This is a genomic window from Brevibacillus schisleri (assembly GCF_055685845.1).
Map to the genome: position 1 here is coordinate 2,172,432 of NZ_JBVNDM010000001.1, position 12,552 is coordinate 2,184,983.

A 12,552-nucleotide genomic window follows, 5' to 3' on the forward strand; every position below is an offset into this window, starting at 1 on the left:
GTAAACCGTTTTCTTGTAACGTTGATCTTTGTATTAACGGGCATCATGTATTCATATTTGGTACATAGGTTTTTATTGCAGGGAAAATCTTTTGGATTTTATTTAGTTTTGTCAGTGTTGGGGTCAACATCTTTTTACTGGGCGCATTTTATTACCGTTAGAAAGACGAATATACAACTTGCAGTAATACCAGGGTATGTAATTCTGATGTTTTTGCTTGGATTGCTGTTTAACTTGTCCCTATTCTAAAGAGACTCTCTGAGTTAATCATTTGCTTCATGGTTATCAATACGAAGAGGCACCATCCTGTCTGATAGGAGGTGCCTCTTCGCATTATTGAGACGGGTTTAAAAGTATCCGATAGATGTTCACCCTGTTTCGCTACTTTGCGTGTGTGAGGGATACTTCAAAGGCATCTAAAATTTCAAGAAAATGCGAAGCTTCTCTAAATACATGGTCAGCGAGCAATGGAGGGATTATGCTCTTAATTTTGCATTCCTCAATCAAATCACGAGCTGTTTTTTTGAAGTCGCGCAATTGACGAACGGATACGCGATTTTGATCCACAAACTGATTCAGTAGTGGTTTCGTTTGAGACTGGGGACGCATGGAATCAAGATCCTGAGCTTGGAACAATAATTGATCAAAATCATGGCTGAATTCTCTAGCTTGATCCACTAGCTTTCTTTCGGAAGGATCGAGCAAATGGTTAATAAATTTCGCATGGTCAGCCATGATTCGCAGGAAAAAGACATTTTCATTAATCACCGCATCAGGTAAGGGATCAAGGTTTCCTGTATTCAATTGTTCTAATCGATTCCGAAAATAGGCAGCCTCCCTGCTCACATGGTCGACCAACAGCGGAAAGTTGTTACCACCGATTTTGCAATGAATAATGAGTCCGAGTACTTTGCGTTTAAAAGCCCAAATATAGGAAACAGCATTGTGGACGAGTTGATTAAAGTCATAGATTCGCTGAGGGTCTACGTCAGAAGAAAAGGCAAGTGCTTGGCTTTCTATTTCTTCAAAAATGCTGTAAAAGCGATTCGCTTCTTCAATTAATTTTGTGTCTTCGCAGTTAAAGCCCAATTTGAGAAACAGGGAGTGTTCTTTCATGATGCGAGACCAAAAACGTATTTCCTCTAATGATCGATCAACAAAAACATCTGCCATGTTGTACCTCCGCATAAGGATTTGGGCGGGTCAAATCCCATTTCCACTTTTGATCATATATAATGTATGACTATGCGTTTACCCAGTTTCGTGAATGGGCATGAGCACAGAATTATAAAATTCTGGCTTGTCCCACAAAAAAACTCCCGGTAAAGGGAGTTTTCCATGTCAAAAACGACGCATCGAATGCATTTGCATTCTGTGGTGATGGGCTCTCATGCGATGGAAGTGTTCTCTTTCTCTAAAGGTATGATGACGCAGTCGGTCATGACGATGTTCAAAAGCTAAAGAGCGAAAACGTTCTGCCTGCCTCATATGGTGATGCATACGCTGTCTATGATGATCAATTGGATCCATAACACTACCCCCTTAACCGTTGGTACTTATAGGATATGAGGACAGCTTTCTGCTTGCTTATGCATGAGTGGATATCGCGAAAAAAGAATGAAAAAGAGGCGTAAAGCCTTTAGCTTTCGCCCAGTTCTGAATAAGGTTAATCTTTTACTCGGTTCGCGGTCTTGTCGGGAAACAGTCTGGTGATGGCACGTCGGAAACCTCAGATAGCTTCATCAAATAGTAGCATTCTTCTCGGGACATATGGTCGGCCATGAGCGGGGAGAAAACTCCAAGCAATTCATCGCGCATCCGCATCTCTTCCAATTCATGCAAGAATACCTGAAAAAGCTTCATTTCCATTTCTGCTTGATGGTTAAAACGGCGTAGTGCCGGGAAGTTATCCAGGTTTGTTCGGAGATACCCGGCTAATTCTACCGCTTTTAGGTAAAAATGCTCGAACTGTTTGGTAAATTGTTCACTTTTACGCTGATAGTCTTTTTCCACCATGTCCAAAAGGGAAGTGATGGTGGCTGCATGCCCGACCGCATCGGATAGCCACAGAAGGTGGAGCTCTACCGGGTGATTGGCAGGTGGCAAGCTTCCGGAGAGGAAGGCATGCAAGATACGTTCATACTCTTCTAGTTCATTGACCATGTGGTTTATAAACGTTGGAGGAAGACTAATCGATATTTTACTGATGAGGTGCCTCTCCAGAATGTGGAGTTTAAATTCACGCAGCTGTTGCGTGAGTTCACTTGCTTGCTGGTTGAGTGCGTCTAGTTCATCGGAAGATAGATTCTGCCTGGCGATATCCAGTAAGTTATCAAATGACACAATAAAGTATACAGCTTTTTCAATCTCCTCCTCTTCATTCGGAGCGAGTGATTGAAAAATAAAGCGGGCATGATCGCCCAGAATCTGAAGCCAGAAACGGTGCTCAAACAACATACTTTCCTTTATAGGAGCATTCACTGATGTTCCCTCCTTACTCCACATCAAGATATGTAAAAACGCCCAGAAGTGTGTGACGGATTGACCTTGACTCACAAATGGACATTAATGGTAAAATGCTTGTAGGAGGAGCAGCAGTAGGGGGGAGAATATGAAGAGACCAATCACAAATATACCAAAGACAGGCAGCGAATGGTTATGGGATGTAGTAGGTTGTGTATTTTTTGTGGGATCACTACTCTTTTTAGTCTTTGTATGGAATAAGCTTCCTGACGAGGTGCCTGCCCATTACGATTCCTTGGGGGAAGTAGATCGCTGGGGTTCAAAATGGGAGTTGCTTCTTTTGCCTGGGATTGGCGTCTTTATCATTTTCCTCATGCAGGTACTCGAAAAACATCCGGAGCTACATAACTACCCAGCACGCTTCTCTGAATCGAATGCCGAGCAGTTTTATTTGCACAGCCGAAAAATCGTGAACCAAATAAAAAATAGTTGCTTAATTATTTTTTCCGTAATCTTATTGGAGTCGGTTTCTATTGCTCTAGGCTGGGGAGGCGGCTTTGGGAAGTGGTTTCTGCCGATCACGATCATTGGGATGATCGTTTTGCTTGTGATAGGAATCGTGAAACAAAAAAAGATTCAATGAGAAGAGTAAGCGAGGGGGCCTTCTAACGGAAAGGGCCTTTTCTTTGTTTTTGGCAACGAAAATCATGAGGACATATGTCCTTCCCTATCCACCTTGCCATCCTTTTTAATTAGGAACAGATCAGTGTGAGGTGAGAGGGATGAAAGGAATTATTTTTGCGATTTTGGGCGGTGTTTTCATTACCTTGCAAGGTGTTGCGAATGCAAGAATCAGTCAAGATATAGGTACCTGGCAAACCGCGACACTTACGCAGTTAACGGGCTTTCTCACGGCTTTTTTACTCCTGTTGTTTTTTCGAGATGGAAAATGGCAGGCATATAGGCGAGTGAAACCGTTATATTTGACAGGTGGGGCACTCGCAGCGTTTATCATTTTTAGCAATGTTACGGCTATCCAGCAGATCGGGGTAACCATGACGATTTCAGCTGTCTTGATTGCCCAGCTTAGCCTGACTTTTCTCATTGATAGCAATGGGTGGTTTGGTGTCGATAAACAAAAGATGAGGCTGCCGCATTTTATTGGGATCGGGATGATGATTCTGGGTGTGCTGATACTGAGATCCTGATAGCGAGAGGGTGAAACAGAGGGATGAAGGAAATCGAAAATCGTGAGCTTTTGCAACAATATCTCCATGAGCATCAGTTAGCGTCTGTTTTTTATGAGCCTCTTCTGCCGTATTTGTCCTTGTACCAATTTGATCAAGGGGAGCTCATTTGTGCCCAGGGTGAAGCGGCCTGTCACCTGTATGTTTTGGTGAAGGGAAAAGTAAAGGTTTTTACGACGTCCCCCGAAGGAAAAACGCTGATCCTATCCTTTAAAAAGCCCCTTGAAGTGATCGGAGATATTGAGTATGTAAGAGGAATTTCTTATCTAAATTCGGTAGAAGCGGCCTCGTCTGTTCAGATGATCGGGATTCATTATCGCTGGTTGAAAAAATACGGGACAGACTACGCTCCACTCCTGCAATTTTTACTGCAAATCATTACGAATAAATTTTGTGTGAAGTCCAACACATTAAGTATCAACCTTTTGTACCCAGTAGAAGTACGTTTCGCACGTTATTTGTTGTCCGTTTCGATAGAGGAGTGGAATTCTGCTAACAGAGAACAGATCAGTACGAGCTATTTCTTGGATGCAGCGAATATGATTGGAACGAGCTACAGACATTTGAATCGGGTCATTCAACAGTTCTGCAAGGAGGGACTGATTGAGCGTGCCAATGGATACCTTCTAATCAAGGATAGGGAAGGTTTAGCTAAAATGGCGAGCGAGACTCCCAACGAATAAGGAGACAGGAGTGTCAAAATCATGGTAGTCGGGCTATTTTTTGCGTTACTGGCTGGCTTGTTGGTCAGCCTGCAAAATATTTTTAACAGGAAAGTAAGTGAACAGGCAGGAACATGGTCTACGACGACTCTTGTGCTTGGGATGGGATTTCTGTCGTCTTTGACGATGGGTCTCATTTTTGAAGGAAATCAGTTGTTTTCGCCACAAACTATGCAGCCGTGGTACTGGTTCAGCGGCATGATCGGCGTTGGGGTGGTCTTTTGTTTGGTTCAAGGGATGAGACTGCTTGGCCCAACGTATGCCATCTCCATCGTTCTCACTGCCCAGCTCGGCTTTGCTTTATGGTCGGATTCAATCGGCTGGTTAGGGCTGATTCAAGTGCCGATTACGTTTACGCAATTGCTTGGGGTTCTGGTCATTGTCGGGGGTGTGGTCGTTTTTAAACTAGGTGGCGAATGGCAACAGAAACGCTCCGTGAGTAAGATGTAATTTTTTTGTTGACTTAATTTTAAACGTCATGATAAAATAAAAAATTTTAAATTCAATATTTGTGTTATAATGGCTATAGATTGCTTTGAAGGAGGTGGACGTATGTTTCAAGTTGGAGACAAGGTTTTTTATCCGATGCACGGAGCAGGCGTAATCGAGGCGATGGAGGAGAAGGAATTTCTGGGTGAAAAGCACCTCTATTATGTGCTCAACATGTCGCTGAAAGAGTTAAACATCATGGTCCCGGTTGAAAAGATGTCCGCTCTTGGTATCAGAAAGGTGGTCGAAGCCGACATTCTAGAGAATGTTTTGGCCGCCATGCTAGAGGGGCAACGCGACACCGCGTTGAATGCAGCACAGCGCTACAAGCTTCATACAGAAAAAATGAAGAGTGGCGATATTTACGAGCAATCTGAGGTCATTCGCGATTTGGTTGGCATGAGTAAAGAAAAAGTGTTGGGAACGAGTGACAAAGTGATGCTGGATAATGCGCAGCAGCTCCTCATTAGTGAGATTGAATTGGTAAAAGATGTAGATACGCAACAGGCAACAGAAATGCTAAAGCAGGCTGTATGCCCAGAAGAAATGTCTGAAATTGTCCCATAAATATTGTCTATACAAGGGAAGCAAGGGGAGTGATTGTTAATGCAATCGCCCCCTTTTTTGTTTGTCTGTTAGAGCAACAAGCTGCGATCGAGGGAAAATTCTTGGCGACTGGCAAACTGGTGATAACCAGCACGTAAAAAGGCTTTGGCCATTGGTGTGTTTTTTACATCGGTATCTGCGCGGATGTATGTTTCGCCAGCTAGTACAAGAACGTCTGTGGCTTGCTTCAGCAATTGATCAACATAGCCGTGTCCTCTTTGCTCGGGGAGAACACCGATGTATCCAATCGTAGCAAAGGTAGGGCTGACTGTAGGCATCAAAAATCCAATGAGCTCATTTTTGGCAGTATAGGCAAGCTGCCACCATTCCGGTTCGTATTTCATTTGTTGCAAATCTTGGAACATTTCCTGCGCTTGGACTTGAGGGCCTTTTTCCAAGCGCTGCTCTGTTATTTGTTGATCATGGGTGAACTGCGAGACACGCAGGATGGCATCCACAAATGCAGCCTCGCCAACCTCAGGAAGACTGCGGTACACGATCAGATCATGCGTTCCTTTTGACGGTATAGCAGTTGTCTCGTTCGAAGCATGCCATTCGAATCGGTTTGTTTCCCGGCTAATCTGAAAGCCGAGCGCTTCCAGAACATTTCTCTGCTCTTGGTGATCCGTTTGCCATTGGGGAGAGGAGGAAGGGGAATCCAGAACATAGCCGATTTTCTCCGATAGATCCCCTGCCATGAGTGTAAAGACTTCGCGTAAAAAATGAGCTCCGAGCGAAGGACATTCTGTTTCTTTCCATGGAAGCTCCCACAAAACCAAATCAGTCGCTTGCTTACTGCCAGGCAATGTCCAGAAGGCAAGACGACCAGCGATCTCACCCTGTACCTCCAGAACGAAGCACCAGTCTTGACGCATGGCTCCTTGTGTAAACATTTTATCGAGATAAGCAGCGATATCATCCCGAACGGAAGCAGGGTGATCCGGGAAGGCCAGAAATGCAGGTAAATCCTCCGAGTCGATACGGCGAACAGTGATCATGCAAGGCATCTCTCCTTTGTAACTACCCATAGTTATTTTGTTAGTTACAAATGGATTTTACCAAAATGTTCTGTAAATCGTCAATCTTGGTCTATGTAGGAAAAGAGGAAGGGGAGGAGCAAACTGCCCGCTCCCTCGTTTGCTCCTGTGTTATTCAATCAACACGCCCCGCGACCTGCCTATGATGCGGATGGCCCGATTCCACAGCAGCTGGAGCTTTTTTCTCAGCAGGGGTCGCACATACAGATCAGGGCTTTTCAAATAGGAACGCATGGGGATGACACGAAAACATATACGTCCTTGACTTACATATCGTTGCGAAAAGGTCGGGATGACTGAGATTTGCTCGAGTGAAATCTGATTCCTCTCATTTTTTTCGACAGTAAATCGCAGGATTGCCCCGCACTGGGATTGATCAAACGAAAGCATTTTCTCTGATGTAAAATTGCCCAAAGAATACGCGACTAATGTTTGTCTCTTTGTCCCGTGAGGAGTCATGATACTCGGAGTGACAACAGGCTGCAGAACATGTGGGTGAGCCCCGAGGATGACATCAGCACCATTGTCGAGCAGGCTTTGTACGAGCTGCCGCTGGCGCGTTGTCGGTGTATAGCGGAATTCAATCCCAAAGTGAAGGGAGATGATCACGACATCGACGAGAGGACGAACTTTTCTCAAGTCGGATAATATCGTGTCAAGATGAAGAAGTCGGACGATCCATGGTGTATGAGCGGGGATCACCTGCTTGTTTGTCCCGTAGGTATAAGCAAGCATGGCGATGCGAATGCCGTTTACCTCCTTGATCAGGTAGGTATTTGCCTCGTCGGGGCTTCGATAGGTTCCGGTATGAGCAAGCTTGTATCGATCCAAAACATCAAGGGTTCGGCATAGTCCGGTTACTCCGCCATCCAGACAGTGGTTATTCACTGTAGTCAATACGTCAAATCCAGATGTTTTCAAGTCCCGAGCCAATTCATCTGGACAGTTGAAGCGAGGGTAACCGGTTCGTGCCGAGCCGATTTGATAGGGCTGTGTTTTCCCGGAAAAAGTGGTTTCTAAATTGCCAATCGTGAGATCCGCCGCTGAGAGAATCGGTGCCACGGGATGAAACATATCGGTAAAAGAGAATTGATCTGTACCAGGCAATCTGGCAGTTGCCACCTGCTCTTTCCACATCAGGATGTCGCCTACAGCGGCGATCGTAGCCTTCTTTTTCATGCACTTCACCTCCCCTCCTACTCTATTCCAGAAGTCGTCCTTCTGATTTGGATAGTAGCGGAACGTTTTCATAGATAATGGTCTATACAGGCTGTCTATGCCGTTCATACAATAGGAAAGCTGATCGAGAGAAGAAGAACGAGGCAAAGGGGTGATGCCCGTGAAAAAGAAGAGAAGAGCTGCTGCACCTGTAAAGACGCTAATTCTTGACAAGCCGGTTATCGCTGTGACAGGAAGCGCAGGGAAGACCACGACAAAGGAAATGATCTACAGCATCTTAAGTCTACGGATGCCCACATATAAATCGATGTACAACAAGAACTTCCTGGGAAATACAAGAGCGCATACCAAAAGAATTCGGGACGAGCACAAAGCCGCAGTGCTTGAATATGGAATTTATCGAAGCGGTCATTTGCGACAGCATTGCAAAATCATCCAGCCGTCTATGGGAGTCATCACGAATATTGGCACGGCTCACATCGGAAATTTTGGCGGTGATGCCAAGCAGCTGGCGTTAGCAAAAACGGAGTTAATTCGTCATATGAAACCCACGGGAACCGTTTTTCTGAATCGGGATTGTCCCTATTCTCGCGAGTTCGTTCAACAGCCTTACCTGGGGTCGTTCACGGGAAAAATCGTGACATTTGGCAAGGAGCAGGAGGCGGACTATAAGGCGGGGCGAACGAAAATAGAAGGCAATGGGTTTCGATTCGAATGTTCTTTGCGTGGAGAAAAGGAGTCATTTTTTGTTCCTATTCCTGGCGAGCATAATTTATACAACGCATTAGCTGCTATTGCAGTCGCACATACGATGGGGATTCCCGTCGATGACATTCGTCGCGGGTTAAGCCAGTTTCGCAGACAGAGAAAACGTCTTACCAGCTATCGACTCGCAAATAACATTCAGGTGCTGGATGATACCTTCAGTTCGAATCCCGATGCGGCCAAGGCAGCGATTGATGTGTTAAGCCAGGTCGGGCATACCACAAAGATCGCCGTGCTCGCCAGTATGCTAGAAATGGGAAAATACGACGTGAAAGGTCATGAGGATGTCGGGATATATTTGAGTCAAAAAAATGTAGACTACTTATATACGCTGGGAAATAGTGCGAGGTATATTGCAAGAGCAGCGATTCGCTCCGGATTTCCGGCAAATCGGGTGAGGCATTGCTTGAGTAAGGCAGGCTTGCATCGGCGTCTAGCAAAACAGCTGAAACCAGATACAGCTTTTCTCGTAAAAGGATCGAATCGGTTGAAAATGGGAGAGACTGTACAATTTTTGTGCAGGGTAACTGCCAATCTAGGTGCTCGGAATGGATGAAAGAGTGGGGGCGCCTGCGGATCTATATACAGGCTATTGCGGAAAAAATAGGTGAATGACGGCGGGCAAACGCACATACCATCTGTGCGTTTGCTGCATTTCCTATAGGGAGACTAGTAGGAGGTGACACGTCATGTCATATCAATTTCCCCCTGGCGGCCGAGATGGTTCCCCAGGTTTTCCAGACTCCCCTGGTTCCCCCGGTTCACCGGGAGGTTTCCCCCCGCCACCACCAGGTCCTCCACCCAGCAGGACGCCAAGTGCACCAGGAGCCAGAGGCTATGGGGGAACACGCCGGATTGATGCTGGAGGATTCTATCCCTGCTTATATCGCTACACGTACGTATGGTTGCGAAATGGTCGTTCTTTCTGGTTTTACCCCGTCTATGTCAGTCGTAATTCTGTATCTGGATACCGATGGACTGGATATCGTTGGGAGTATTACGGGACAGACTTGCATCGAATCGCTTATTTTACTTGCTAACCAAATTTACAAGAAAAACGGCCATTCCTTGGGTGGATGGCCGCTTTATTTTGTGTTCTTATTTTATTGAAAGTGAAAAATCCTTGTGATCATGAATTTCTCCCTTTTCCACATGGACCTTGATTGTATAATCCCCAGCAGTAGGGAACTGTACGTTGCCGTCATATTGACCAGCCGCAGTTTCCGTTGCATCCACGAAGCTATGCTTTTGGTCAGTACCCCTCCAGAACTCAAACTTGACTGTCGCTTTGTCCAACGCTTTGTTGTCCTTCATGAGATGAACAGTGAGGGCAGTTGGTGTTGCTACTTCGATATTGTCGGCTGGCGAGAAATGATAATCTACCGTTTCGGCATTCGCGTGGCCTGTCGCTCCATGATCGTGTGACTGATCTGCACCAGCTTCCGGCGCGGAGGGCGCCCCAGGTCCAGGAGTTTCGCCTGCTTTGTTGGTTACGGTAAAAGGTGTCTTCTGCATATTGTGGAAATCTCGTGCCGTTACATGGTAGTAGACAAAATAAGAACCTGGCTCCTTAATGGTTTGTTGGGCCGTGTAGACACCGTCTCCTTGCAGCGAAGCCGGAATCGTTTCATGCTTTTCTTGCCCATCTTTCCACCATTCGAATTTCACTTCCTTGGCATCATCTACGGGTTGGCCATCTTGTGTCACTTTAACAGAGAAGGTAACGGTGTCGCCCGCTACAAGCTCCTTTGGTTCCAAAGTAAAGGCAGCCTTAACGGGAGCTCCGGGTTGAAAAGCTTGTTGCTCGTTCTCTTTTCCACAAGCGGCTAAGAGGAGCAGAAGCATGGATAAGAGCAAAATCATCGTTCGTTTCATGTTGGATTACCCTTCCTTTTTTAATTTCAACAGTTCCTGATAAATTTGATCGGGATCGAAATCGTCACCCATGCCGAATTTTTGAATGACAGCATTGTTATCATCCACGAGATACGTACTCGATGTATGAGAGATAAATCCATCATCCATCTTATTGGCAAAAAAGCCAAGCGAATTTGTAACCGTTTTGATCGTTTCGTCATCACCCCGAAGCAGGGTCCAGCCGTGTTCTTGAATCCCCAACTGCTTGCCATAGTAGCGCATGACATCAGGAGTGTCGTTTTGCGGATCAATCGTGATGGTCAAAAACTCAACGTCTTGCCCCATCAGATTTGCTTCGAGCAAGCGCTTTTGCAGCTGAACCATTTTGATGGTTGTCGTGGGACAAATATCCGGGCAACGGGTATAAATTAGCTCCACCAAGCGAAATGTTTTCTTTTGCGGTGCTAGCGAATAGGGTTGTCCATCGATGGTTTGCAAAGTTACATCTGGCAATTTCGCCTGGGCGTTTTTGGGCCCGAACCCAACCCAAGAAACGACAAGAGCAACAAGGACGAGGACGGGTAACAACAAGAGCAACCGTCTGATTCGGATAGCGGTAGCAGGGGCGATATTCACGTGTGAGAGCGCCTCCTTTCTCATTCTTTTTGGCTATGGCGTTATGAGGCCGTCCTCTTCCTGATTCTTTTCTTTTCGGTACCAGGTAGAGAAAATGTAAGCCAGGACGACTCCGTACGTCAGCTCCTGCATGAGCTTCATCACGATTCCGCCGAGTCGTTGATCATCCAGAGGGAGAAGGGGAACGGCGAACATCGATTTGTCGATCGGCGCGGAAAAGAATGGAGCGCAGAGCATGGAAGGACCGTCTACATATGTCGTATACAAAGGGGTTGCTGAAAAAATAATCAGTGCACAAGCAGGTGTAATCAAAACGCCGTTAGCAAAGATGTAGGCAAGCTTTTGCAGCTCTGACAGACGGTGAATTTCCGGTATCGGAGCGATAACAGGCATCCACATCAAAATCGCAGTCACCAGCAGCAGTAAATGAATCAAATTATGTAGGGCCAGGTTGTTCATTGCCAAGTCTAAAATAACAGGCATATGGTAAAACGAGAACAGGGCATTGAACATGAGAATAGCAGGGATCGGATGACTCGCTATGCGCATGAAAAGCTTGAGCCCCCGGCGATAGAACAGGGAGCGAATCAACCATGACGGGGTACCTGCCAAGAGCAGCAAGGGCATGACGAGATAAAGCAATGATTGCTGTAGCATGTGGGCGCTAAACAAAAAATGCCCAGCTACGTTCAAGGGACTCCCCAAACTAAAGTAAAAACCAAGTAAGCCGAGAGTGAAAAAGATCTTTTGCTTGCGTGTGACAGGTGTGGAATCTTGAAAGGTTTGGCGTAATGGTCCGGTCAGAGAGAAATAAGCCAGACCAATCAAGAAAGTCAAAAGAATCAGCTCTGGATTCCATGTCGCCCGAAAGCCAAAGGTTTCAGTGAAATAGGTGAGGGTCATTCGATTACCTCCGTTTTCAAGGATTATCCCCAGTACCCATTATAGGCAAATAACTGGGAAAGCCTAATGACTCGTTCGGGCTATTTCTTCCAAGGGAACGGAATTCTTCACATATTTGTCACGTATGTCCAATATGAAAAGAGCCTCCCGCTAATCGAGGGAGGCTACCACACGTTATGATTTTTTCTGTTCTTCCAACCAAGCTTTCCATTCGCTTGCTTCGCGTCCACCGACGAGTCGCGCCACTTCCTTGCCGCCCTTGTAATGAACGAGGGTCGGAGTGAATTCGATGTTGTATTCACCATAGCTGGCGTTAAATTCCAGCAAATTGAGCTTTTTCATATCGATGTCCAAGCTTTTCACGATCGGTACAAGGACGGGGGTAGTTGCTTTGCAATGCTCACAAACTGGGCTGTAAAAGTAAACAAACGCGTCCTCCTGATTATCGAGCTTACCTTTAAGCTCATTAGGCATAATGAGATTATCATATAGTGGGTCACTCAATTGTTCGAGAGTAGCGGGGTGCAAATTGGCTTTACCATAAGGGTTTCCTTCCGCAAGCTGACGGTTCGAAATGTCAGCGTACACAATCGCACCGATCAGGAGCGCAGCCACAAGGATGGATAGAGCGATGACTTTCTTCATGAA

The 12,552-nt window shown here is 45.8% G+C and carries 16 protein-coding genes; 8 read left to right on the forward strand and 8 right to left on the reverse strand.

Annotated elements, in window-relative coordinates; translation table 11 throughout:
* Positions 1–381: 381 nt before the first annotated feature.
* Positions 382–1,173, reverse strand: coding sequence for a DUF2935 domain-containing protein (locus tag ACUUHJ_RS10775; protein WP_289677249.1), 792 nt, complete (start codon positions 1,171–1,173; stop codon positions 382–384).
* Positions 1,174–1,338: 165 nt separating this feature from the next.
* Between ACUUHJ_RS10775 and ACUUHJ_RS10780 the strand changes: the two genes are divergently transcribed.
* On the forward strand, positions 1,339–1,461 hold the full coding sequence (locus tag ACUUHJ_RS10780; RefSeq protein ID WP_256435350.1) for a hypothetical protein: 123 nt from the start codon (positions 1,339–1,341) through the stop codon (positions 1,459–1,461).
* A gap of 213 nt (positions 1,462–1,674) precedes the next feature.
* Here the strand turns inward: ACUUHJ_RS10780 and ACUUHJ_RS10785 are convergent, their stop codons facing one another.
* Positions 1,675–2,481, reverse strand: coding sequence for a DUF2935 domain-containing protein (locus ACUUHJ_RS10785; protein ID WP_289677250.1), 807 nt, complete (start codon positions 2,479–2,481; stop codon positions 1,675–1,677).
* 130 nt (positions 2,482–2,611) lie between these two features.
* Here ACUUHJ_RS10785 and ACUUHJ_RS10790 point away from each other — a divergent pair, with 130 nt between their 5' ends.
* The 5 genes from ACUUHJ_RS10790 to ACUUHJ_RS10810 all read left to right on the forward strand — a co-directional run bounded on the left by ACUUHJ_RS10790 (position 2,612) and on the right by ACUUHJ_RS10810 (position 5,488).
* Positions 2,612–3,106, forward strand: a complete 495-nt coding sequence (locus ACUUHJ_RS10790; protein ID WP_289677251.1) for a DUF1648 domain-containing protein — start codon at positions 2,612–2,614, stop codon at positions 3,104–3,106.
* A gap of 139 nt (positions 3,107–3,245) precedes the next feature.
* Positions 3,246–3,671: a DMT family transporter gene (locus ACUUHJ_RS10795; RefSeq protein WP_289677252.1), complete on the forward strand. Its 426-nt coding sequence runs from the start codon at positions 3,246–3,248 to the stop codon at positions 3,669–3,671.
* A 23-nt stretch (positions 3,672–3,694) separates the two neighbouring features.
* Positions 3,695–4,393, forward strand: coding sequence for a Crp/Fnr family transcriptional regulator (locus ACUUHJ_RS10800; RefSeq protein WP_289677253.1), 699 nt, complete (start codon positions 3,695–3,697; stop codon positions 4,391–4,393).
* A 21-nt stretch (positions 4,394–4,414) separates the two neighbouring features.
* The gene (locus tag ACUUHJ_RS10805; protein ID WP_472298877.1) at positions 4,415–4,882 is read left to right on the forward strand and encodes a DMT family transporter; all 468 of its coding nucleotides are present in this window, start codon (positions 4,415–4,417) and stop codon (positions 4,880–4,882) included.
* A gap of 102 nt (positions 4,883–4,984) precedes the next feature.
* Positions 4,985–5,488 carry a CarD family transcriptional regulator gene (locus tag ACUUHJ_RS10810; RefSeq protein WP_289677255.1) on the forward strand — a complete coding sequence of 168 codons (504 nt, stop codon included), beginning with the start codon at positions 4,985–4,987 and terminating at the stop codon, positions 5,486–5,488.
* Positions 5,489–5,556: 68 nt separating this feature from the next.
* Here ACUUHJ_RS10810 and ACUUHJ_RS10815 read toward each other — a convergent pair whose 3' ends face one another.
* Both ACUUHJ_RS10815 and ACUUHJ_RS10820 read right to left on the reverse strand, forming a co-directional pair.
* Positions 5,557–6,525 (reverse strand): GNAT family N-acetyltransferase, encoded by a 969-nt coding sequence (locus ACUUHJ_RS10815; RefSeq protein ID WP_472298878.1) that lies wholly within the window; start codon positions 6,523–6,525, stop codon positions 5,557–5,559.
* 150 nt (positions 6,526–6,675) lie between these two features.
* Entirely contained in the window at positions 6,676–7,743 is a 1,068-nt protein-coding gene (locus ACUUHJ_RS10820) for a CapA family protein (protein ID WP_472298879.1), read from the reverse strand.
* A 154-nt stretch (positions 7,744–7,897) separates the two neighbouring features.
* On the opposite strand from ACUUHJ_RS10820, the gene ACUUHJ_RS10825 reads away from it, so the two are divergent.
* Positions 7,898–9,064, forward strand: a complete 1,167-nt coding sequence (locus ACUUHJ_RS10825) for a UDP-N-acetylmuramoyl-tripeptide--D-alanyl-D-alanine ligase (protein WP_472301167.1) — start codon at positions 7,898–7,900, stop codon at positions 9,062–9,064.
* A gap of 281 nt (positions 9,065–9,345) precedes the next feature.
* The gene (locus tag ACUUHJ_RS10830; RefSeq protein WP_472298880.1) at positions 9,346–9,618 is read left to right on the forward strand and encodes a hypothetical protein; all 273 of its coding nucleotides are present in this window, start codon (positions 9,346–9,348) and stop codon (positions 9,616–9,618) included.
* Here the strand turns inward: ACUUHJ_RS10830 and ACUUHJ_RS10835 are convergent.
* The 4 genes from ACUUHJ_RS10835 to ACUUHJ_RS10850 all read right to left on the reverse strand — a co-directional run bounded on the left by ACUUHJ_RS10835 (position 9,607) and on the right by ACUUHJ_RS10850 (position 12,549).
* Positions 9,607–10,383: a FixH family protein gene (locus tag ACUUHJ_RS10835; RefSeq protein WP_472298881.1), complete on the reverse strand. Its 777-nt coding sequence runs from the start codon at positions 10,381–10,383 to the stop codon at positions 9,607–9,609. The two genes, ACUUHJ_RS10830 and ACUUHJ_RS10835, sit on opposite strands and share 12 nt — an antisense overlap.
* Before the next feature lie 6 nt (positions 10,384–10,389).
* A complete protein-coding gene (locus ACUUHJ_RS10840) occupies positions 10,390–11,001 on the reverse strand; it encodes an SCO family protein (protein WP_172142973.1) in 612 nt (203 codons plus the stop codon).
* A gap of 33 nt (positions 11,002–11,034) precedes the next feature.
* Complete coding sequence (gene ctaG, locus ACUUHJ_RS10845) at positions 11,035–11,904, reverse strand: cytochrome c oxidase assembly factor CtaG (RefSeq protein WP_289677262.1); 870 nt, start codon at positions 11,902–11,904, stop codon at positions 11,035–11,037.
* A 174-nt stretch (positions 11,905–12,078) separates the two neighbouring features.
* Positions 12,079–12,549, reverse strand: a complete 471-nt coding sequence (locus ACUUHJ_RS10850; protein WP_016742557.1) for a thioredoxin family protein — start codon at positions 12,547–12,549, stop codon at positions 12,079–12,081.
* Between the last annotated feature and the right edge of the window lie 3 nt (positions 12,550–12,552).